This window comes from Pseudohongiella sp. SYSU M77423 (genome assembly GCF_029911965.1).
In the GTDB taxonomy this organism is placed as follows: Bacteria; Pseudomonadota; Gammaproteobacteria; order Pseudomonadales; family Pseudohongiellaceae; genus Pseudohongiella.
In genome coordinates this window covers 31,546-52,261 of record NZ_JARYTH010000002.1, presented here as the reverse complement: position 1 = coordinate 52,261, position 20,716 = coordinate 31,546, and the positions used below count along the sequence as shown (strand labels likewise).

Here is a 20,716-nt window from a genome sequence, read left to right as displayed (position 1 = left end):
TTCGAAACCACGCTAGTCTTCAATACCGCGATAGATGCCTTCGACTCTCAGTGCCAGATTACCGTTGGATGTGCCCACCCGCGTTTCAAACAACGGGACACCATTGGCTTTCAACACAACCGTTTCAGGCATCTCCACCGGAATGATGTCGCCCTCTTCCAGGTCAACAACATCACGCAGTGTTATCTCACGCTCAAACACATCACAGGTGAAATTGACTGTGGCATGTTTGATCTGTTCTTTCAGTGCCTTGCCCCAGCGCTCATCGTGTTCATCGACGTCGCTCTGCATACCGGCGTCCAGCAGTTCACGGATCGGTTCGATCATTGAGTAAGGCTGGGTAATGTGGATGTCACCACCACCACCGTCCAGTTCCACATGGAAGCTGCTCACCACCACGACTTCACTGGGGCTGACGATGTTGGACATTGACGGATTGACTTCAGAGCGCAGGTGATCGAACTCCAGCTTGTAGACATTGCGCCAGGCTTCGCCAAGATCCACAAAGATCTGGTTCAGAACCATTTGCACAACACGCAGCTCGGTCGGAGTAAATTCACGACCCTCAATCTTGGCGTGACGACCATCACCACCAAAGTAGTTGTCTACCAGTTTGAAAACCAGTTTGGCATCCAGCACGATCAGCGCAGTACCGCGCAGTGGACGAAACTTAACCAGATTCAGACTGGTCGGTACATACAGCGTATGCAGGTATTCACCGAACTTGGTGATCTGCACACCGCCCAGCGATACATCCGCAGAGCGACGCAGAAGGTTGAACAGGCTGATACGGGTATAGCGGGCAAAACGCTCGTTGATCATTTCCAGCGTAGGCATACGCCCACGCACAATCCGGTCCTGACTGGTCAGGTCATAGGCACGGACGGTACCCGGATCATCAAGTGAATCCTCTTCCAGAGCGCCTTCATCAACGCCGTGGAGGAGCGCATCAATTTCGTCTTGCGATAACAGATCCTGCATCAGGATATCCCCAACAAGCTATTGCATTACAAAGCTGGTAAACAGAACTTCTTCAATACCCGGGCGACCGATCTCACGTTCCAGCACCTGCCGGACTTCAGCAGTGGCCAGCTCGCGCAGGGCCTCAATGCCCGACGGATCTTCAAAAACCAGAATCAACTGCGCGCTGAACAGATTGTTGAGCGCATGCCTGACAGCCGGCATGTGCAGCCTCAGGGCCTCCAGGGCAGCAGCATCACGACTCATCACACTGATCTCAGCCTGCAGGTAGCGTTGGCGACCCTGGTAGGGAAAGTTCACAACAAACGGCGGCGCCAGACTCTGGTACTGCATGGGCTCCAGTGGCGCGGCCTCTGTCTCTGCCTCTTCGCCCTCTGCTGTCGCCGTTTCAGCATCACCCGGTGCCAGCAGGAAGAACCATGCCGCGCCGCCACCAGCGCCAATCAGCACCAGCAGTAAAATTATGATCAGCATGAGCTTGTTTCTGGCGCCTTTCTTTTGCGCCTTTTCCTGGGATTCCAGATCGTCGTCAGCCATTTTTTCCTCGTTTTGTAACGGTTTGCTGCCGCACAGTCATCTTGTGACGTCGATATGACGCTCACGTTTACCAGTGGGGAAGCAATCCTTGTGCCAGTATTAACCAGGCTTGCGGAGTGGAAGGTAAGTTTAAAGTTTTCAATTATATAGCGAATGGTGCAGGCGCACCAAGGACGAAGTATTAACGATACCAGCGCAGCAAGCGCCAATTTTGTGACGTCAAAAAAATCCTGGAGTATGCAGTCGCGGCGGGATTCTGTGTGCTTACGCCTCCCGCCGCCAACCTCAATGGCAATTAAACATGTTCATCAACCAGGTGCAGGCTGCGCGCCGGAATATTGGCCAGCGCTTCTGCGCTATCCCGATCGCTGTCGAGCTCGCCGCCCGAATGTCGCGAACCACGTCCATCCTGTCCATGCCCATCCCCTTGTGCAGACGTCTGCTGATCAGAGACTGTCACATCAAGCAGATCAATTCCTTCGTTGCGGAACAGATCCTGAAGTCGCGGAATCTGGGCGTCCAGCGCATCGCGCACCATGGCATGCTGGCTGACAAAATTCACGGTAGCCGACTGATCAACCATCTGTACGCGAACGGTCAGGGTACCGAGCTCTGGTGGATCCAGACGAATCTGCGCACTGTTAATGCCATTGGCAGTCATGACCATCAGCTGCCGCGCAACGTTATCGCCCCAGCCAGCCTGACCAAAGCTGCCAACCTGCAGCATCAGACTGGAGTCAGCGCCACGCGCGGCTGGTGCCATGCTCGCAGCATTGCTCAGTGTCGCGGCGGACTGTGAATTCGCACGACGCTGGTCAGCCGCACCAAACAGTTCAGCAGCAAGTTCCTGCGCAGTCGGGGTTGCCGACTTAAGCAGGCTGGCTTCCTGGCGTGCAGGTGAATTGCTATCCGTCCCCGCCGACTCAGCCATGACCTGCTCAATCGCCAGGCTCAAGTTCCCGCCTGCGGGTGCCATGGGCTCACTGACGGTGAATCCGGCGGCCGCCTGCAGCGGGCCTGCCGTTGCAGAGCCAAGTGTAGTCGTTCCGGCATCAGCGCCCCGTCTGTTGGCCGACGAAAGCTGCTCAGCCAGGGTTGAGCGCCTGGATTCGGCTGGCGGCGCCGCCGGAATCGCTGCATCGACGGATGCGGTCACCGCAGTGGCTGCGGCCGCTGCTGCACTTTTCTCAGTATTGGTGCTTAGCTGCGGTGTGCTCAGACCATCGTCTGCCGTCAGAGGTTCAGAGCCAACCGACTGACTCGCAACGGTGGTGTTGGCAGCCAGCTGATTGCTTGCCTCAGTGCCGACAGTCTGCAGCTTCGCGTTAACAGCTGCCCCACCAGGCGTCGACGCACCGGGCTGGACTGCGGACAAATCGGGCGCAGCTGGCTGTGGCTGTGAATTCTGCAGGTTTACTGCCTGATTAGCTGCAAGCGTCGCGCCTGCATTGTCGTCAGCGAGTGATGCTGCCGCTTCATTTGTCTGTGCGGCTGCGGCTGCCGCCGCCGCTTCGCTGGTAGCAGAAGCCAGCGCTGCCTGCGATGAGATCGTTTCGCTTATCCGGGCTGCCTTATCGGCTGTCGCATTACTGACGTCAGCAGAAACTGTCTGCTCGCCTCGGGGCTGAACGGCATCAAGGCTCAGCTTAAGGCCTGGCACTGGCGCTGAAGTCTGGGCAGTAGTCGCAACGCCAGCAGATGACAAGACGTCAGTCGCCGATGTGGCAGTTGCCGGCGAACTCTGAGCTGGTATACCCAACGCTGCCGACATCGACCTCGCCGAACCGGACGGTTCCAGTCCGGCAAGCAGAGCGGCAAGCTGTTGAGGCAAATTCTGACCGTCCTGCCATGCCGCTTCCGGCAATTGTTTTCCGTCAACCAGGAATTGCTGTGCCAGTTGCGAAAGTTCGTCCAGCGTCCATGGCTGAGCCTGCGTGCCTGGTTCGCCCGTCATCAGCAGCGATCCGACTGGCTGCTGTGAGACTGTGCTCAATGCGCTGCCGTTCTGTGCGAACCAGTCAGCATTGCTAACTTCGGATGCCAGCAAAGACTGCAGGTCGTGCAGGAAAGTGCGAGCAAATTCACTGTCTTCCCCCGGCTTTTCCGGGTTTGCACTGTCCAGCCGGGACAACATCTCGCTGATTCTAGCGCGCGCGTCCTCGCTGCTGTGCTCACCGGAAAGAAGCGATGAGGCGGAACCTTCGACGGGCACAACGGCATGGCTGCGATCGATTGCCGGCTTCGTGGCTGGCATGATCGCGCCAGACAAAAACTGCATAAATTCATTGGCTGACAACATGGAGAGCTTCCTGTAACTCATTTCACCGGAAAGTATGAGCAAGAAGCTTGCCAAGAGATGGTGCGGTGCAGATGCCCTGAAGCTTAACGCCAGCCACCGCCAGGACGGCGGCGTGCGTATTCGTCGTGGTTGCGCTGTTCATTGCGTGCCTGTGCTTTCTCTGCCTCAAGCTGCAATCGACCCAGCATTTTTTCCAGGCTCTTGTGACGGATATCGAGCTGCTGCCATTTGCGATGACAGGCCGCCACTTCCTGTTCAAAGTGTGCAATGACAGTTTTTTGATGAGTCATGGCATTGTCGAGCTGACGATTGAAGCCGTCGAACAGACGCAGCCGATCAACTGACATGCCCTGCTTGCCGGCACTCTGTAATCGTTCACGATAGTCCTGCTGATAGTCACCCAGCTGAGTCAGTTTTTGCTGCTCTGCCTGCAGTCGCTGCTGCGCCATGGCCAGCATGCGGCCAGCCTTGTCGGCCTCCAGCTCAGCAATCCGCAGTACCGGCTGCATGCGTTTGACGCGCTGCATCAGCGACTGCCACCCGCCTGGTCAGGACTCTGGCGATCCCGTCCACCCAGCGTACGGCCTGGTGCAGAAGCGACACTGTTCTGACTGTCACGCGGAGGCATCTGGGTTACATTGCTGGCAGCGCCGTCCGCGCCAGGTCGACTGCCTGGCATGGTTCTGGTGGGTGGCGCGATGGCGCGTCCCAGACGAAGCACGGCCTCACTCAGGGCAACGCTTTCGGTCAGCCCCTGTTGCAGGAACTGACGCAGGTGCGGCATGCGCTCAATGGCAAAATCGATATCGCGGTCAGCGCCCATGGTGTAAGCCCCGACACTTATCAGATCACGATTCTGCTGATAGCGGGAATAGGTGCGCTTGAACAACTGCGCTTTGGCCAGATGGTCGGCACTGACCACGGCCGGCATGACACGACTGATAGAGGCTTCCACATCAATGGCCGGATAGTGGCCCTGCTCGGCCAGTGCCCGCGACAGTACAATGTGACCATCCAGAATCGCACGTGACGAGTCTGCAATTGGATCCTGCTGGTCGTCACCCTCGGTCAGTACGGTATAAAACGCGGTGATTGTACCTTCGCCCTGATCGGCATTACCGGCGCGTTCCACCAGTTGCGGAATGCGCGCGAACACCGATGGCGGATAACCCTTGGTCGCCGGTGGTTCACCAATCGCCAGCGCGATCTCACGCTGAGCCATGGCATAACGTGTCAGTGAATCCATCAGCAGCAAAACGTCTTTGCCCTGATCACGAAAGCCCTCGGCAATCCGGGTAGTCACGGTCGCCGCCCGCAGTCGCATCAACGGTGAGTCGTCGGCCGGTGACGCCACAACCACAGAGCGGCGCAGCCCCTCTTCGCCGAGGATTTCATCAATAAATTCTTTAACCTCACGGCCCCGTTCACCAATCAGGCCAACCACAATCACGTCCGCTTCAGTAAAGCGTGTCATCATGCCCAGCAGCACTGACTTACCGACACCAGAGCCGGCAAACAAACCAATACGCTGGCCTTTGCCCACCGTCAACAGGCCGTTGATGGCCGCAATACCCACGTCCAGAGTCTGCTTGATCGGCTGGCGTTTCAGCGGGTTGATACTGCGTTCTGGACCGGCCGGACGGCATTCCTTGATGGACAGCGGTCCGTGGCCATCAATGGGCTCGCCGAAACCGTTCAGAACACGACCCAGCAGCCCATCACCCACCCACAGGCTTTCTGTGGCAGGTGCCGGCACGATACGGGCACCAGGCTGCAGGCCTTCAACACTGTACAGCGGCATTAAAAAGATACGTGGACCGTCAAAGCCAACCACTTCGGCTTCAATATCCCTGCCGCTGGGGTGAGCAACCAGACAACGACTCCCCAGCGACACGTTGCAGCCAACGGCTTCCAGTGTGAGACCAACTACGCGGGTCAGACGTCCGACAATAACCGGCTCAATGGCCAGCGGACGATCGGGACGATAACAGCGCAGTCGCTGCGCCAGACTCTGACGCTGAAACACTTCAGGACTCCTGCTCGGACGCGATATCGGTAGCACTGCCAAGGTCGGCAGCCTCCTCCGCCAGCGAGCGCTTGCTGCCTTTGGCGCTGCTTGTTTTTACAACCGGTTCTGGTGCCGCCTGCAGGTCTTCACCCGGTGGCACGCCCTTCTGGCGTGGATCATCATCTTCCATAAACTGTTTGGCGACGATCTGTTCCACTGCCTGATTGAATCGTGTGCTGACCGTAAAGTCGACCGCACTGTGATCTGTTTCAACACGACAGCCGCCGCGCTCAATCTGTGCGCTGCCGATGACTCGCCAGTTCTCGCCGCCCTCTTCGGCAGCTCGCATCACCAGCTCCTTGTCGGCGCTGTTGACCAGGATTCGCACGTTGTCACGGGTCGGTGGCAATGTATTCAGGGCCTGCTGCACAATCTGCATGATATGTTTGCTGTCGATGCTCAATTCACGCTGAATCACCTGACGTGAAACCTCTCGGACAATACCAAGCAGTGCCTGTTCCAGCTGATAATCCTGTTCATTAAGTGCGTGTGTCAGATGAGTCATCACACTGTTCAGCACGTTGAGCTGCTGACGAACCTGCTGATCGGCATCCTGCAGCCCCTGCTGCAGACCCTCGGCGGTGCCCTTCTCAAACCCCTCGGCATGGCCCTGTTCAAAGCCCAGCTTGTGGCCCTGCTGGCGACCCTCTTCCAGGCCTTTCTTCAGCCCTTCGCTGCGGCCCAGCATCAGCCCCTGTTCATAACCCTCATCGTAACCTGTACCGGTACCCTGAAAGTCAGAAACCTGACCATCTTCAGCGCCTGCGCCTGCCTCGGCGGCCGCGCCCTGATGCGCTGTTACTGTCTGACGAAACTGCGACTCAGCGCGAGGTTCCACCTGTACCAGTTTACCGGCCTTGTCTATTGTCGGTGGCGCCCAGCGCATGATGCGTTGCGACTCCACGGCCTTCTGGCTGACCCGATTGGTACCGTCAAATATATGTCGTTGCATATCAGATCATCGCCTCGCTGCCGCCGCTCAATTGAATTTCGCCAGCATCGGCCATACGTCGCGCCACCACCAGAATTTCTTTCTGTGCCGCTTCCACTTCGACGATACGCACCGGCCCCTTGGCCTCCAGGTCGTCGCGCAGCAACTCGGCAGCCCGCTTGGACATGTTGCCGAAGAATTTCTCCTTGAGGAAATCGTCTGCGCCTTTGAGAGCCAGAATCAAGACTTCGGACGATACTTCGCGCAGCAGTGCCTGAATACCACGGTCGTCAACTTCACGCAGGTTGTCAAACACAAACATCAGATCCTGAATCTGATTGCCCAGGTCTTCGTCCAGGCCCTTGATGGACTCCATAAGTTCCTGCTCAACCGCATTGTCCAGGTGGTTCATGATTTCGGCCGCAGTCTTGGTACCACCGATAGTGGTCGACGGATTCGAGCCCTTGCCTGAGAACTGTTTCTCCAGAATTTCATTGAGTTCCTTCAATGCCTCTGGCTGAACGCTCTCCAGCGATGCAATTCGCATCATGATTTCCAGGCGCACTTTTTCAGGGAACTGCGCAAGAATACCGGCTGACTGATCCGGCTCCAGATAGCTCAGAACCACGGCCTGGATCTGCGGGTGTTCCATCTTGATGACGTCGGCAACCGAGCGCGGATCCATCCATTTCAGGCTGTTGATACCGGCCCCGGAGTTGCCCAGCAGAATACGGTCCAGAAAGCTGCGGGCGCGCTCTTCACCCAGCGCCTCAGTCAGCATGTTGCGGATGTAACTCTCCGCGCCGATACCCAGACCACTCTGGGCTCCACACTCGGTCAGAAACTGGTTCAGCACACCCGAGACAGTATCCTGGCTGACCGATTTCAGAGCCGACATGGCAGTACCCACACGCTGTACTTCCTTGGGTCCCATCTGCTTGAGCACTTCAGCGGCGTCTTTTTCGCCCATGCTCATCAACAGTATCGCGGCACGCTCCAGATTGTTCATGTTGTCAGCCATTCTCTCAGCCATGATTAGTCGTTAGTTATCCAGTTTTTCACAACCTGCGCCACACGCGCCGGATCCTGTGCCACCAGTCCTTTAATGGCGCTGAGTTGTCGCTCGTAACTGTCGCCAGGGCCAGTCAGCATCATATCTTCACCGCCGCTGAGCGTAACAGATTCTTTGGGGCCGGACGACGCGTCAGGTTTAACCTCTGTGAATCGCACCTCGCCATTTCCACCCTGCGACTGGGCACCTGCAACAGCGGGCAGATTGTTGCCGCTGCTGCCGACCGCCGCCAGTCGCTTCAGGGTGGGCATCAGCACGCCAAACACCATAATCAGCAGGAACGCTGCAGCGCCCAGCTGTCGCAGCACACTGCCAAACCAGGGCTGTTCCCACATAGGGATACTTTCCATGGTCATCGCGTCGGCCTGTGCAAATGCCCGGTTGATCACCGTAACACTGTCACCACGCTCAGCGTCAAAACCAACCGCATCGCGCACCAGCGCAGTAATGCGATCCAGATCCTCCTGTGCCCAGGGCTGGGCACCTTCGCCGGTAGGTTCATCAACCACAACCGCAACAGACAGGCGTCGCACTGCCACAGGGTCATAGCTGGTGTAGCTGATCGTTCTATCCACTTCGTAGTTGCGGGTGGCCTGGGTTCGGGTATTGCTGTTGTCGCCATTGGCAGCGGTAGCGGCACCAACGCCATTGACGGCCACTTCTGGTGCGACACCGGCGGCCGGAGGCTGGTTACTCAGGGCACCCGGAATGCCGGCGATGATATCGCCACCATTGCGCCGCTCATCCATTGACTGCTCGCTGCGCAGCACCGTGCTGTCAGGGTTATAGGTTTCGGCCGCTTCTTCGCTGCGTGTAAAGTCAATATCAGCGTTCACTTCGGCAGTAAAATTTCCACTGCCCAGCAGTGGCATCAGAATGCGACTGATACGGCCAGACAGGGTCTCTTCGTAACGACGCACATACTCAAACTGTTCGCCGGCAATGGCCAGTTCGCGATTCTCACCGCGACGCGACAGCAGATTGCCGGACTGATCAACAACCGTAACGTCCTCGGCTGCCATTTCCGGCACGCTGGAGGCCACCAGGTTGGCAATTGACTGAACCTGAATTTCCGTCAGACGCGCGCCGGTGTTCAGTGTCAGAAACACGGACGCAGTTGCCTTGCGGGCATTACGGATGAACACACTGCGCTCAGGTGTAGCCAGGTGCACACGGGCAGCCTGTACATGGCGGAAGCTGGCAATGGTACGTGCCAGCTCGCCCTCAAGGCTGCGCTTGTAGCGATTGGCTTCCATGAACTGGCTGGTACCCAGCCCCTGCTCCTGGTCCATGAATTCATAACCGTAGCCATCATCACGACTGATACCAGCGGCCGCCACCTGCAGGCGTACTTCATTGACGCGCGCCGCCGGCACCAGCAGCACACCGCTGGCCGGGTCGATACGATACTCCATCGCGCTGGTTTCCAGTACCTGTGCCAGCTCTGACACATTGTAGCCCTGCATGCTCGGATACAGAGGCTGGAACTCTTCCTGCTGTGACCACAACACAACCGAGAAGCCCAGTGCGATACTGGCCGCCAGTCCCAGTAACAGACCAGCCTGGCGCAGCATGTTCAGCCGATTGAAGCCCGACAGAAAACTGCCACCTCCAAAAAGCGACTTGCTGTTGTTGGCGGGTGTCCCGCCGGCGTTACCTGATGTTTCGGCAGCAGCCATGATTCATTTTCCTGTGTGTGTCGCGCGTGCGCTGATGTCGTAGTGAGTCTTACAACGGCATATTCATGATGTCCTGATAGGCGCTTACCAGGCGGTTACGCACCTGGTTCATGGCCTCGAAGGATACACTGGCTTTCTGCATCTGGATCATGACCTGAGTGATATCAACCCCCGGCTCACCCATTTCAAACGCGCGTTGCAGCTCAGAAGATTTAGCCTGGGTATCAGCCACAGAATCGACCGCCTGTTTGAGCATCTCGCCGAAACCCGTGCCCTCAGTCTTGCCCGCGCCGTTGACGCCCTGGCTGCTGTTGACAGCCTGACTCATATCCGGTTTGTTGACTTCCGGAGACTGGATCTGGCCGCGTATTTCACGCATTTGCATCAGTAGTTGATTGATATCGCTGCGATCGCCAATCGTGTTCATCACGGCCTCCCTTTATGCACTTACCAGTGAATCAATATTTATGCCCATATCACGCATTCTCGCCAGCTTGTAACGCAGCGTGCGCGCACTGACGCCCAACACCTCTGCGGTTTCCTTGCGGCGGCCACCCTGCTGTTTGAGGGTGGACAGAATGATTTCAAACTCGCGCTGCTTCAGATCGTTACCCAGTGGACGGTTTTCGTCGCTGCTGTCGGCTTCCTGTGCAGTGACAGGCACAGTCACGCTTTGACTACCGGCGCTGCTGCTGACCGCACCACTACTGACAGTACCAGCGAAGCGATGAGTCTGACCCTGCTCCAGGCCCAGGCAGGATGCGGTAATGGTGTGCCCATCCTGAATGATCAGTGCCCGTTGCAACACATTGTCCAGCTCGCGCACATTACCTGGCCAGGCGTACTGGCTCAGGGTCAGCTTGGCTTGCTCGTCCAGACGGACTGTGCTGCGGCCCATGCGTCCTGCGTGCTGCTCCAGCAAACGTTCAGCCAGCGGCACGATGTCCTGACGACGCTGACGCAGTGGCAACCAGGCCAGCGGAAATACGCTCAGGCGGTAATACAGGTCTTCGCGGAAGTTTCCTTCACGCACATGCTGACGCAGATCGCGGTTGGTGGTTGCAATCACACGCACATCCAGCTTCATGGTCTTGCGGCTGCCAAGACGCTCAACCTCGCGCTCCTGCAGCACACGCAGAATTTTGGCCTGCAGACCAATATCCATTTCTGAAATTTCGTCCAGCAGCAGCGTGCCACCATCAGCCTGTTCAAACTTGCCCGGGCTGCTGTTGTAAGCGCCGGTGAACGCACCTTTTTCATAACCAAACAGCGTCGCTTCCAGCATGTTCTCCGGAATCGCCGCACAGTTGATGGCTACAAACGGGCCTTTGGCACGATTGGAATGCTGGTGAATGAACTGGGCCAGTACTTCCTTGCCCGTGCCGCTTTCACCAGAAATCAGCACGGTTGCATCGGTACGTGCCACCTTTCCTGCCAGAGACAGCAACTGCTGGCTGGAAGGCTCAATGGCAACTGGCTCATTGCCACCCAGTACACGCGTGGTCAGATACTTCTCCACCGTTGCCAGCAGCTGCTCCGGTTTGAAGGGTTTCAGCAGGTAATCCACGGCGCCTTCGCGCATCGCACGCACGGAACTGCCGATGCTGCCAAAAGCAGTGATCAGAACCACCGGCAATGCCGGGAAGCGACCACGAATCCGCTGCAACAGTTCGTGACCATCCATTCCATCCATATTGATGTCGGATACCACCATGTCGACGGCCTGGCTAGCCAGAACGCTCAGCGCTTCATCGCCGCTTTCCACCGCGAGCACATTGTAGCCGGCGTAATCCAGCGTATCGCTCAGCGCATCACGCAGCTGTGGATTGTCTTCAACGATCAAAACGGTTGCCTTGTCAGTCATACAGTCTGCTCCTGTGTAGCTTTACCCTGGCAAGGCAGCACAAAACCGGCACGAATGCCGCTGACCTGCTCTGCCTCAGGGTCCAGATTCCCGCTTGCGAGGTTCTCAATAAAAAATCGTCCGCCGTGTGCACGCGCAACAACCTGCGCCACGGCCAGTCCCAGCCCGGTGCCCTGGGCACGGGTGGTATAAAATGCTTCCGTCACCTGGCTCAGCACTTTCGGATCAATGCCAGGGCCGTTGTCCTGAACAAAAAAGCGCAGATGGCCAGCTTCGCAGTTGTGATCAGCGATCACTTTCAGCTGCACCTGGGCGCCGCCGTTCTGCTGGGCGTTTTCCAACAGATTCAATATGGCACCTACCAGCGACTCCTGATTGCAGTCCAGCTGGCAGTCAGGGGCCTCGTTGGTCCACTGACAGCGTGTGCGGCTGTCGCGCAGCAGCACCTCAGCAGCTACCCGCGTTTCATCAAACAGCTGGGCCATGCTCAGACGTGCATCCAGCACCGCCTCGCCACGTGCAAACACCAGCATGTCTCGCACCTGGCGCTCCATGTTGTGCAGACGGGACATCAGTCGGTCGTGGGTGCGCTGCAGTCTGTCCGCATCAGCTGGCTGATCATCACCTGCTTGCGCAGCCTGTGACGGCAGTGCGTGTGCCAGGTGTCCGGCATACAGCATGGCGGCTGCCAGCGGTGTGCGAATCTGATGCGCCAGGGACGACACCATCTGACCCATTTCCGTAAGACGCTGGTGACGGCTCAATCGCTGCTGCAGGCGTCGGGTTTCTGTCTGATCGGTAATCAGGATGATCTGGCCGGGCTCTTCTTCCAGCGAGCGGCTCAGCAGACTCACGCGCTTGCCGTTTACCAGGGAAATCTCGTGGCCGTCGTCGCTGCGTGGCGCAAAGCGCGTGCGAATGATCTCCACCCACAGCTCACCTTCCAGAGGCGAACCCAGCAGATCCAGGGCAGCAGCATTACATTCAGAAATCTGGCCGCGAGCATTCAGGACCAGCACGCCGCCTGGCAACAGCTGCAGCAGTTTGGTCAGCCGGTGCGCAATGCGCTCTTTCTCGGCCAGCTCGCGTAGGCGCTGGGCATTGGCAGCTTCCAGCTCGGCTGTCAGATCCCGCACCTGGCTCTCTAGTGCCTGATAGGTCTGCGTGAGCTCGCCGGACAGTTCGTTAAAAGCCTTGAACGCCAGTTCCAGTGCCTGTGCACTATTTGGCTGACTTTGTATGTCTCTTACCAGCGTCAGGCTGCTTGCTGCCATGTGTGTCCCGCCCCTTGGATGTTCTGTTTCCGCAGGGGTGGCAAGCAATGTCCGTGCCAGTCGTATCAGCTCTTATTTTTCAACCACTTAGGGTGCGGCAAGGTTTTGCCGCTGGCAGAATACAGGCGGATTACTGTCACTTTGACGGGAAATTGACGCGCCAACCGCCATGGACGGCGGGAATGCAGGTTTTGCAGGAGCAAAAACCTGCGGCGCGTATGTGTACATTTAGACAACGGTCCGGGAGGTGGGTATCAGGGCTCGCCCGGAGCGCATCCTTTCACCTGTCACCCGGCGGGGGGGAACTCGACCTCGCGGCAACGCCGCTCGGGACTCGGACAGTCCCGCCCGCTGATCGGGTGACAGGCAAAAGGATAAGCGCGCTCTTTATTGGGCGAGCCCTGATACCCACCTCCCTACCCTTGTGCCGAATTCAAACACGGTCGCCGGATGCGTTACAAAGAGGAGCGATGATGCGCTGAAGCTCAGCACTCGCTCAAACTGATCGGGATATTGACGGCCAGGCCGGCTTCGGATGTTTCTTTGTATTTGTCGCTCATGTCCGCCGCTGTCTGCCACATGGTGCTGATGACCGCATCGAGTGACACTTTGGCCTTGGCGGGGTCGCCGAAGAGCGCGAGCTGTGAGGCGGTGACGGCCTTTACTGCGCCCATGGCGTTGCGTTCTATGCAGGGAATCTGCACCAGTCCGCCGACGGGGTCACAGGTCAGGCCCAGGTGGTGCTCCATGGCTATCTCGGCGGCCATGGTGACCTGGTCGACACTGCCGCCACGGCAGGCGGTCAGTCCCGCAGCCGCCATGGCAGACGACACGCCGATCTCGGCCTGGCAGCCACCCATGGCTGCAGAAATTGTTGCGCGCTTTTTGAACAGGCATCCGATCTCTGAGGCGGTCAACAGGAATTGCATGATGACATCGTCGTCAGGCTGCTCCTGTTCAAACACCAGCAGGTACCAGAGGACGGCGGGAATCACACCTGCCGCGCCATTGGTCGGCGCAGTGACCACGCGGCCAAAAGCCGCGTTTTCTTCGTTGACGGCCAGCGCGAAGCAGCTCAGCCAGTCAAGCGCATGAGAGAAACCCGTGCCCGAATTGCGGATAGCATCGCGCCAGGTCTCGATGGTGTAATCAAGGTCATTATCGAGCAGTCGGCGGTTGAAGGCTGGCGCGCGGCGAGTCACCTGCAAATCCCCCGGCAGCTCGCCATCAGTATGGCAGCCCCGATACAGACACTCATACATGGTCTGCCAGATTTTCAGCACCGCCCGACGCGTTTCGCTGGCGTCGCGCCAGGCCAGCTCGTTTTTCTCGACCACGCCAGCGATCGACAGACCGGTCTCCCTGCACCAGCGTGTCAGATCAGCTGCGGTGTTAATCGGGTACGGCAGCTCAACAAAATCCACAGCACTGACGCCCAGCTCATCCTGACGACTGACAAAACCGCCACCTATCGAGAAATACACCGCCTGATATTCATCACCATCCTTATACTGCACCTCAAAACGCATGCCATTGGGGTGTTCAGGCAAAGACTCAGCGGGACAAAAAAGCAGGCACGATTCCGGATCAAAGGACAGCAACACCTCATCATTCAGCCGGATCTCTTTCTGCTGGCGAATCGCCTTGACGGTCTCAGCCAGCCGATCGGTCGGAAAGCTCACGGGATCAGCACCCGTCAAACCCATCATGATGGCCAGATCCGTGCCATGGCCCTTACCTGTCTTGGCCAGCGAGCCATACAGACAGACACGTAGCGACTTCAACTCACGTTCAAGATCCAGCTCAGCCACAAACCGCTGCGCCGCCCGCCACGGCCCCAGCGTATGAGAACTACTCGGCCCAACGCCGATCTTGAACATATCAAGAACCGACAAAGACTCCCGAGCAGATGCAAACCGACGCGACATAACCCCTCCCCCAATAGCACCCCGCGCCTGGAAGCGGCACAAAGTTTAATCGAGGCCTCGGGGATCGGGTGGCAAGGAGCGAGGAAAACCTGACGAGGACTGCCACCCGAGTTCCGAGGCCGGAAGCGAACAGTTTAGGGCCCGACCAGGCGCGGCACAACGCTCAATCAAGGCGCCCCGCTGACCTCCCCCAACACCGCCGCACGCTGGAAGTAGCAGCTAAAGCAGCGACGCCGCACTCAGCCAAATCGAGGCCTCGGGAACAGAAGTACAAGATTAAATCGAGGCGTCGGGAGTAGCGGGAAAAGGAGCGACGAAAACCTGAGGAGATACCATCTCTCCAATCCAGCCACAACCTCCTTCAAACTATCATTTGCGGCTGGTATCTGCTCTGGTGTTTAAGCACACCATAGCAAATCTGTATTAATTTTCTCATCGCAGCCCCGATGGCCTGCATCTTGCGTTTGCCGGCTTTCAGTAGCCGAACATACTGCGCGCGTATGTCCGGGTTGTATCGCACTGCCACAACGGCAGCCATGTACAGCTTGGCTCGTATTTCACCGTTCCCGCTTTTGCTTAGGCGGCTTCGTCCCTGCCATTGTCCCGACTCACGGATCCTCGGCACCAAGCCAACAAAGGCTGCCACCTGACCGGCATTGCTGAAGTGACGGCTGCGCAGCACCGCCAGTAGCTGTCGGGACATCGTCTGGCCAATTGCCGGCACAGACTCCAGTAGCTCCCGGTCATTCTTCAGGCCAGGGTGCTTATCGATATGATCATCGATCTGTTGTTTAACGCGTTCAATTTCCTGCTTCAGCTGATCAATCATGCCTTCAATCGATGTCAGTACCACCTTTGAAGCCTGGCTGACCTGCGCCTTCTCAAGGCGGTTATGCTCGCGCATCAGATCCTTCTCCAGCGCTGACAAGCGCCCCAGCAGAGCCTTTAATTCACGCACTTCATCGGGTTCGGGCACCCACAGTGCAGGCTTCGCAGATAGCCCGTAGCGAGCCAGCACGACGCTGTCTTTCTTATCGGTCTTGTGCTGACTACCCAGGCTTTTCGCAAAATCGTGCACCCGTGCCGGGTTCACCACACTGACCTGTAAACCTCGCGAATTAAGCGTATATGCCAGTGCCTCGTGATAGATCCCCGTCGCTTCCATGATGACGTGGATGGACGACAGATCGTCGCTGACCTGGGCACTGAGCCACTGGATCAACTGCTCAAACCCCGCTTTGTGGTTTGGCAGCGCCTTGGTTTTAATCTTGTTGTTGTCCGGGTCACGCAGCCAGGCGCAATCAATCTTTTGCTTCGCAACATCCACTCCGACGTAACTGGTCATTTTCCTAACACTCCCCTTATACATGCAGCATCACTTTGCCGGAGCAAAGGCGCTTGGATACCATCCAGTTTGTTAAGAAAGAAAGCGTCAGTTGCTTATCTCCTCACCAGTATCCAGGTACTCAGGACTGCCACAGCGATACTGACGCTTCGCCACATTGGTTAGCTAAACCAGTGTAGCAAAGGAGAGAAATTCAGATATAAGGACTTTCCCGCTGATTCCGGCGCCGGACGCGCTGAAGCTTTGCACTACCACTGAAGTCCCGAGGCCGGAAGCGCTGAGGTAAAACGCGTCGCGGCAATCAACAGACACACATCAAGCGCGCGGCGGAGTTACCCCCGTTTGACCCATGTATTTCCCCCCACGCTGCTTATAAGTCACCTCACACTGCTCATCCGACTGATAGAACAGCATCTGCGCGACGCCTTCGTTAGCGTAGATCTTGGCGGGCAGCGGCGTGGTGTTAGAGAATTCCAGCGTGACGTGGCCTTCCCACTCCGGTTCCAGCGGCGTCACGTTGACTATGATGCCGCAGCGCGCGTAGGTGGATTTGCCCAGGCAGACGGTCAGCACGTCCGATGGAATACGGAAGTACTCCACAGTGCGGGCCAGCGCAAAGGAGTTGGGCGGGATGATGCAGTATGGCTCGTCGATGGAGACAAAACTGGTTTCATCGAAGTTTTTCGGATCGACCACGCTGGTGGTGTGCACGTTGGTAAATATCTTGAACTCGGAGGCGCAGCGCACATCGTAGCCGTAACTGGAGGTACCGTAGGAGATCACCTTGCCGCCATCGACATAACGCACCTGCCCCGGCTCGAACGGTTCGATCATGCCGTGTTCCTGAGCCATTTTACGAATCCATTTGTCTGACTTGATGCTCATACTGCGGGTAAACTCCTGCGGTTGGTGTCATTCTTCATGTTGGGCCAGCGCGGACTGATCAAACAGCCCCTCGGAATAGCTGGCGGGAATACGATAGCGTTCCAGTATTTCGGCTTCCGAGTCACGCGCCTGCTGGTGGTCAACCACCATCTGGAAACCCGACTCTGCCTCAAAGACCACATAGGGTTCCTCATTGTTGCGCAGCAGGCGGGCAAACTCGGCAAAATCGCGGATTGGCTCGCCATTGACAGACTCAACGATCACATTTCGCACATCGTGATAGCCCAGATTGACGTCGGCAGCCAGCACCTGCAAAGCCACGATCACCTCCCGTTTCTCAGGCGAGGACCACTGGCTGCGCGCATGCAGCAGATTGACCGGCGCGGTGCGCGTCCAGTCGCTGCCCCAGCGCTTGATCAGATTCATATTCAGTGGCACAAACACAATGCCGCCATAGATATAGTAGTCTGGAATCGCATCGAATTCTTCGGAGCGCACCAGGCTGTAGCTCTGCTGGCGGCGTTGCGCGGTCAGGTCAACATCCATGGCCACACCCTGACGCGCAATGCGCAGCGGCACGGTATCGCCAATCTGTTTAACGTCGATCGCATGTTTATAGTTGGTTTGCAGGTCGCGATTCAGACGGATGCTGCTGTCGCCAGCCACTTCGTAACCATCAATCGACAGCAGCACATCATTGGCCTTCAGCAGACCGTCAGCGGGTGAATCCTCAAAGACCTTGATCACCAGTACACCGGTCTCATCCTCTTCCAGTCCGTATCGGGCCTTGGCAGCCGGGCTTTCCAGATCCTGGGTGCGGAAACCCAGATCGGGGAAACCGTCAAACTGACCATCACTGGCATCAGTCAGCATATGACGCACGATGTCGGTGGGTACAAAATAACCCAGCGCCTCTGTGCGTCCGCCACCGGCCGACTGCATTACCACACCGACAATCTCACCGTCGGCGATCACGGGACCACCGCTATTGCCAGGATTGATGGCTGCATCGATCTGCCCGGCCAGCAGAAACTCACCGGAATGCGCGTAAACCTGCTGCTCCACGCGGGACAGCACGCCTTTGGTCACACTGAGGGTGCGACCACCTATGGGGTAGCCGAATACCAGCACTTCGGTATTGGGGTCAGGCAGGTCGCCAATTTCCAGTGGCGGCGCATCGTCAAAGAAGCCGGGCTCTTCGACCTGAATCAGGGCCAGGTCTGAGGAATGGGAGACAAATTCAACGCGCGCCAGGTAACGGCGGGGATCACTGTTCTTCTGCACCTGCACGTAACTGGCGTTGGCCACTACATGCGCATTGGTCAGAATGCGGTTGCCTTCAATGACCGCACCCGAGCCGCTGCTCTGGTTGGGGTTCATCAAACGCCAGGGGGTGAAATAGTCGGGATCGGCCGTCGTCGTGTAGATTTTGACAATCGAGTCTTCAATTTCGCGTATTTCGTCACTGGTCTGTGCGTTGGCAGCACCGCCGGTCAGGATCAACAGGCAACTGGCGACCAACACTGCAGAGAGCAACAACCATCGCCGGGTGGCGACCAGGCCTGCTGCAGTCATTGGGTGTCCTCTTGTTTTGCTTCTTTTATTATTCGGGTGGTACAGATGACCGAGTAAACCCGAAAAATTGTGCCGCCGTCAAATCCTGTTTGTGCCAGGCAGGCGTTATCCGTCCCCGGGGTCACCCTGCCTGAGCGCTCCGTCTGGTTAAACGATGCGCATCCCCGGCTGGGCGCCACTGTCCGGGCTAAGCAGGTAAATATCCTTGCCGCCCGGGCCTGCCGCCAGCACCATACCCTCCGACAGGCCAAACTTCATCTTGCGTGGTTTCAGGTTGGCCACCAGCACGGTCAGCCGGCCTTCCAGGTCCTCTGGTTTATACGCTGAACGGATACCCGAGAACACATTGCGCACCGCCATCTCACCATTGGCATCAGGGCCCAGCTCCAGGGTCAACTGCAGCAGTTTGTCGGCACCTTCCACGTAGGCTGCCTTGCTAATGCGTGCCACGCGCAGATCCACCTTGATGAAATCGTTAAAGTCGATCTCATCGGCAATGGGCTCTTTGGCCAGCTGGCTGTCTTCGGCCGCGTTCGCGGACGCTGCTGTATCAACGCCTGGCTGATCGACAGGCGCAGCCGTCAGCTTGCGGGTCTCAGCTGCCTCGGTACGAGACGCCTCCAGCAAGGCTTCAACCTGCGCCATCTCGGCACGTTTCATCAGCGGCTGGAAGGGGTTGAGCTGATGACCATTCAGCAGTTCTCTGGCATCAGCCCAGCTCAGCTCGCCAGCATTCAGAAAGGCCTCGGCGCGCTCAGCCATGGCCGGCAGCACGGGCTTCAGATAAATCATCAGCAGACGGAACAGATTGATACCGGTTGAACAGATGGCCTGCACGGCCGGGTCCTGCGGGTTCTGTTTGGCCAGCACCCAGGGCTGCTTTTCGGCGATGTACTGGTTGGCCTTGTCAGCCAGCTCCATGATTCGGCGCACCGCCCGACTGTACTCGCGCTGCTCGTAAAAAGCGGCAATCTCTTCTGCGGCGCCCTGCGCTTCCGCCACCAGTTCCGGATTGGAAACGGCCTGCGCCAGATTTCCGTCAAACCCCTTGGTGATGAAACCAGCACAGCGGCTGGCGATATTGACCAGCTTGCCCACCAGGTCGCTGTTCACCTTGCTGACAAAGTCTTCCAGGTTCAGGTCCAGGTCATCCACACCGCTGCCCAGCCGCGAGGCCAGGAAATAGCGCAGATATTCCGGATCCAGATGCTGTAGGTAGGTATCGGCATTGATGAAGGTGCCGCGCGACTTGGACATTTTTTTGCCATTGACGGTGACAAAACCATGCGCGTAGACCGCAGTAGGCGTGCGATAGCCGGCATCGGACAGCATGGCTGGCCAGAACAGCGCGTGGAAGTTGATGATGTCCTTGCCGATAAAATGATACAGCTCGGCATCGCTGCCAGGCTTCCAGTACGCGTCAAAGTCCACGCCGGTGCGCTCACAATAGTTCTTGAAGCTGGCCATGTAACCAATCGGCGCATCCAGCCAGACGTAAAAATACTTGCCGGGTGCATCCGGAATCTCAAATCCAAAATACGGCGCATCGCGGCTGATATCCCACTCCTGCAACCCGCCTTCCAGCCACTCGGCCAGCTTGTTGGCCACCTGCTCCTGCAGCGTGCCACTACGGGTCCAGCTCTTCAGGAACTCGGTGAACTCTGGCAGTTTGAAGAAATAGTGCTCGGAGTCCTTTTCTATGGGCGTTGCGCCAGACAGTGTCGAGCGCGGGTTGATCAGCTCTGCCGGGCTGTAGGTTGCACCACAAGCCTCGCAGTTGTCGCCGTACTGATCGTCGGCCTTGCATTTGGGACAGGTGCCTTTAACAAAGCGATCAGCCAGAAACAGGCCTTTCTCAGGATCATAAAGCTGACGGATGGATCGTGTGGCAATGCGCCCGTTGTCACGCAGGGCTCGATAAATCACCTCGGAATAGTGACGATTTTCCGGCGAATGGGTGGAGTGATAATTATCAAAGCCGATCCGGAAGCCATCGTAGGAGGCCTTGTGCTCAGCACGCACCCGGTCAATCAGCTGTTCTGCGGTGATGCCCTCATTCTCGGCCCGCAACATGATGGCGGTGCCATGTGCATCGTCAGCACAGACATAGACGCAATCGTGACCACGCATTTTCTGAAACCGTACCCAGATATCAGTCTGAACGGCTTCCAGCATATGCCCCAGATGAATTGGCCCATTGGCATAGGGCAAGGCGCTGGTAACAAGAATTTTGCGTTTGGTCACGGGTGGGGTCCTTGGAATCTGGTATCAGGGGTAA

General features: G+C 57.5%; 15 protein-coding genes and 1 pseudogene. All 16 read right to left on the bottom strand.

The features are described from left to right. Positions 1–12 precede the first annotated feature (12 nt). Entirely contained in the window at positions 13–987 is a 975-nt protein-coding gene (gene fliM / locus QGM61_RS04025; protein ID WP_317622153.1) for a flagellar motor switch protein FliM, read from the bottom strand. Between the two features lie 12 nt (positions 988–999). Further along, on the bottom strand, positions 1,000–1,518 hold the full coding sequence (locus tag QGM61_RS04020) for a flagellar basal body-associated FliL family protein (protein ID WP_281132106.1): 519 nt from the start codon (positions 1,516–1,518) through the stop codon (positions 1,000–1,002). Between the two features lie 295 nt (positions 1,519–1,813). Continuing rightward, a complete protein-coding gene (locus tag QGM61_RS04015) occupies positions 1,814–3,817 on the bottom strand; it encodes a flagellar hook-length control protein FliK (protein ID WP_281132105.1) in 2,004 nt (667 codons plus the stop codon). 83 nt (positions 3,818–3,900) lie between these two features. After that, a complete protein-coding gene (fliJ, locus tag QGM61_RS04010) occupies positions 3,901–4,344 on the bottom strand; it encodes a flagellar export protein FliJ (RefSeq protein WP_237134273.1) in 444 nt (147 codons plus the stop codon). A gap of 164 nt (positions 4,345–4,508) precedes the next feature. Then, positions 4,509–5,843 (bottom strand): annotated as a pseudogene (fliI, locus tag QGM61_RS04005) (flagellar protein export ATPase FliI); the annotation flags it as partial. Position 5,844: 1 nt separating this feature from the next. After that, a complete protein-coding gene (locus QGM61_RS04000; protein ID WP_281132104.1) occupies positions 5,845–6,837 on the bottom strand; it encodes a flagellar assembly protein FliH in 993 nt (330 codons plus the stop codon). Position 6,838: 1 nt separating this feature from the next. Next, on the bottom strand, positions 6,839–7,849 hold the full coding sequence (gene fliG, locus QGM61_RS03995) for a flagellar motor switch protein FliG (protein WP_237134275.1): 1,011 nt from the start codon (positions 7,847–7,849) through the stop codon (positions 6,839–6,841). 2 nt (positions 7,850–7,851) lie between these two features. Continuing rightward, complete coding sequence (gene fliF / locus QGM61_RS03990) at positions 7,852–9,567, bottom strand: flagellar basal-body MS-ring/collar protein FliF (RefSeq protein WP_281132103.1); 1,716 nt, start codon at positions 9,565–9,567, stop codon at positions 7,852–7,854. 49 nt (positions 9,568–9,616) lie between these two features. After that, positions 9,617–9,985 carry a flagellar hook-basal body complex protein FliE gene (gene fliE, locus QGM61_RS03985; protein ID WP_237134669.1) on the bottom strand — a complete coding sequence of 123 codons (369 nt, stop codon included), beginning with the start codon at positions 9,983–9,985 and terminating at the stop codon, positions 9,617–9,619. 21 nt (positions 9,986–10,006) lie between these two features. Beyond that, complete coding sequence (locus tag QGM61_RS03980) at positions 10,007–11,431, bottom strand: sigma-54-dependent transcriptional regulator (RefSeq protein WP_281132102.1); 1,425 nt, start codon at positions 11,429–11,431, stop codon at positions 10,007–10,009. Beyond that, positions 11,428–12,705 (bottom strand): sensor histidine kinase, encoded by a 1,278-nt coding sequence (locus QGM61_RS03975; RefSeq protein ID WP_237134278.1) that lies wholly within the window; start codon positions 12,703–12,705, stop codon positions 11,428–11,430. The genes QGM61_RS03980 and QGM61_RS03975 overlap by 4 nt, the downstream gene beginning before the upstream one ends. Before the next feature lie 485 nt (positions 12,706–13,190). After that, positions 13,191–14,633: an L-serine ammonia-lyase gene (locus QGM61_RS03970; RefSeq protein ID WP_281132101.1), complete on the bottom strand. Its 1,443-nt coding sequence runs from the start codon at positions 14,631–14,633 to the stop codon at positions 13,191–13,193. Between the two features lie 361 nt (positions 14,634–14,994). After that, the gene (locus QGM61_RS03965; protein ID WP_281132100.1) at positions 14,995–15,978 is read right to left on the bottom strand and encodes an IS110 family transposase; all 984 of its coding nucleotides are present in this window, start codon (positions 15,976–15,978) and stop codon (positions 14,995–14,997) included. 315 nt (positions 15,979–16,293) lie between these two features. Further along, positions 16,294–16,863, bottom strand: coding sequence for a dCTP deaminase (gene dcd, locus QGM61_RS03960; RefSeq protein WP_237134280.1), 570 nt, complete (start codon positions 16,861–16,863; stop codon positions 16,294–16,296). Between the two features lie 27 nt (positions 16,864–16,890). Further along, on the bottom strand, positions 16,891–18,438 hold the full coding sequence (locus tag QGM61_RS03955) for a S1C family serine protease (RefSeq protein WP_237134281.1): 1,548 nt from the start codon (positions 18,436–18,438) through the stop codon (positions 16,891–16,893). Between the two features lie 147 nt (positions 18,439–18,585). After that, positions 18,586–20,682 (bottom strand): methionine--tRNA ligase, encoded by a 2,097-nt coding sequence (metG, locus tag QGM61_RS03950; protein WP_281132099.1) that lies wholly within the window; start codon positions 20,680–20,682, stop codon positions 18,586–18,588. Positions 20,683–20,716 lie beyond the last annotated feature (34 nt).

Coding starts and splice junctions, on each gene's coding strand:
- QGM61_RS04020 (WP_281132106.1), bottom strand. CDS start 1,518: ATGGCTGACGACGATCTGGAATCCCAGGAAAAGGCGCAAAAGAAAGGC.
- QGM61_RS04015 (WP_281132105.1), bottom strand. CDS start 3,817: ATGTTGTCAGCCAATGAATTTATGCAGTTTTTGTCTGGCGCGATCATG.
- fliJ (WP_237134273.1), bottom strand. CDS start 4,344: ATGCAGCGCGTCAAACGCATGCAGCCGGTACTGCGGATTGCTGAGCTG.
- QGM61_RS04000 (WP_281132104.1), bottom strand. CDS start 6,837: ATGCAACGACATATATTTGACGGTACCAATCGGGTCAGCCAGAAGGCC.
- fliG (WP_237134275.1), bottom strand. CDS start 7,849: ATGGCTGAGAGAATGGCTGACAACATGAACAATCTGGAGCGTGCCGCG.
- fliF (WP_281132103.1), bottom strand. CDS start 9,567: ATGGCTGCTGCCGAAACATCAGGTAACGCCGGCGGGACACCCGCCAAC.
- QGM61_RS03980 (WP_281132102.1), bottom strand. CDS start 11,431: ATGACTGACAAGGCAACCGTTTTGATCGTTGAAGACAATCCACAGCTG.
- QGM61_RS03975 (WP_237134278.1), bottom strand. CDS start 12,705: ATGGCAGCAAGCAGCCTGACGCTGGTAAGAGACATACAAAGTCAGCCA.
- QGM61_RS03970 (WP_281132101.1), bottom strand. CDS start 14,633: ATGTCGCGTCGGTTTGCATCTGCTCGGGAGTCTTTGTCGGTTCTTGAT.
- QGM61_RS03965 (WP_281132100.1), bottom strand. CDS start 15,978: ATGACCAGTTACGTCGGAGTGGATGTTGCGAAGCAAAAGATTGATTGC.
- dcd (WP_237134280.1), bottom strand. CDS start 16,863: ATGAGCATCAAGTCAGACAAATGGATTCGTAAAATGGCTCAGGAACAC.
- QGM61_RS03955 (WP_237134281.1), bottom strand. CDS start 18,438: ATGACTGCAGCAGGCCTGGTCGCCACCCGGCGATGGTTGTTGCTCTCT.